The sequence below is a fragment of the Streptomyces alkaliphilus genome (genome assembly GCF_014141535.1).
GTDB classification, from domain to species: Bacteria; Actinomycetota; Actinomycetes; order Streptomycetales; family Streptomycetaceae; genus Streptomyces; species Streptomyces alkaliphilus.
Map to the genome: position 1 here is coordinate 1 of NZ_VKHT01001288.1, position 1,167 is coordinate 1,167.

Annotated in this window: 1 protein-coding gene; it reads left to right on the top strand. The window is 75.7% G+C overall.

Annotated features, from left to right (window positions below; genetic code table 11):
- Positions 1-98 precede the first annotated feature (98 nt).
- Complete coding sequence (locus tag FNQ90_RS24020) at positions 99-1,082, top strand: beta-ketoacyl synthase N-terminal-like domain-containing protein (RefSeq protein WP_182608268.1); 984 nt, start codon at positions 99-101, stop codon at positions 1,080-1,082.
- Positions 1,083-1,167: the final 85 nt, after the last annotated feature.

Genomic DNA, 1,167 nt, shown 5'->3' on the forward strand with positions numbered 1-1,167 from the left:
CCACTGGGAGGGCCCGCCCCCCTCACCAGGCCTTCGGTGCTGGTCAGCGGTACCGGTTTCGGGGGCAACAACGCCGCGCTCACCTGGAGGGCCGCCCGATGAACACGGTGATCACCGGAACGGGCACCGTCGTGGAGGAGCCCCGCCCCGCCGGGGAGGACGATCCCGGTGCCGCCGGATGGTTCGATCCCGCCGCCCACCTCGGCAGGCGGGGTTGGAAGTACTTCGGCCCACCCACCCGGTACCTGTTGGCGGCGGGCAACCTGGCTCTCGGCAGGCGGCACGACGAACCGCCGCTCACCGGGGGCCCGGCCGAGCGCCTCGGCGTGGTCACCGGCACCCAGTACGCCATCGCCGACGTGCACCGACGGATGGACGACACCCTCACCACCACGGGTGTCAGGGGGATCGGCCCCGCCGAGGTGCCCGCCTTCTCCATGAACACCCCCGGCAGTCAGCTGGCCATCAGCACCGGGGCCCGCGCCTTCTCGGTGACGCTCACCAATCCGGTCACCGGCGGCCTGGAGGCCGTCCAGTTCGCGGTGACCGCGCTGCGCGCGGGGCGGGCCGACCGGGTGGTGGCCGCGGCGACCGACCGGGCGCCGACCGGTGAGGACGGACGCGAGGAGTACGACGCGGCGGCCGCCGTCGTGCTGCGGGGGCGCCCCGCCCCGGACTCCTCCCGGCACGTGGAGGCCCTCACCGGGATCACCGGCGGGGTGTCCCGGTTCGTCCCCCGGGGTGCCGACGGCAGTCGGGACCCGGCGGCCCTCGCCGCCGGGGGGCGCCGGATCGCGGCCCTGGTGGGCGGGGCGAAGGACGTACCGCTGGTGGTCAGCGGACCGACCGCCGCCGCGGGGTTCGGCCACGCGGTCCGGCAGGCCGTCACAGCCTCCATCCGGGAGGCCGGTGGTTCGGTGCGGGACCCCGCCGGAGCGGTGCGCGAGGCGCGGCACTGCGCGGTGTCGGGGCTGTTGGAACTGATCGCGCTCGCCCGGACGGAAGCGACCGGCGTGGTGGTGTCGGTCTCGGAGAGCGGACACCTCACGGCGGTGGCCCTCGGCGATCCCACCCGTTCGTGATCCGCCGAACCCCTTCGGCCGGTCCCCGCCCGGGCGGGGACCGGCCGAAGGGGTTCGGCGGATCACGAACGGGTGGGATCGCCGA

What these genes read in the sequence shown, in the direction of transcription:
- FNQ90_RS24020 (WP_182608268.1), top strand. Translation starts at nt 99, where the DNA reads ATGAACACGGTGATCACCGGAACGGGCACCGTCGTGGAGGAGCCCCGC.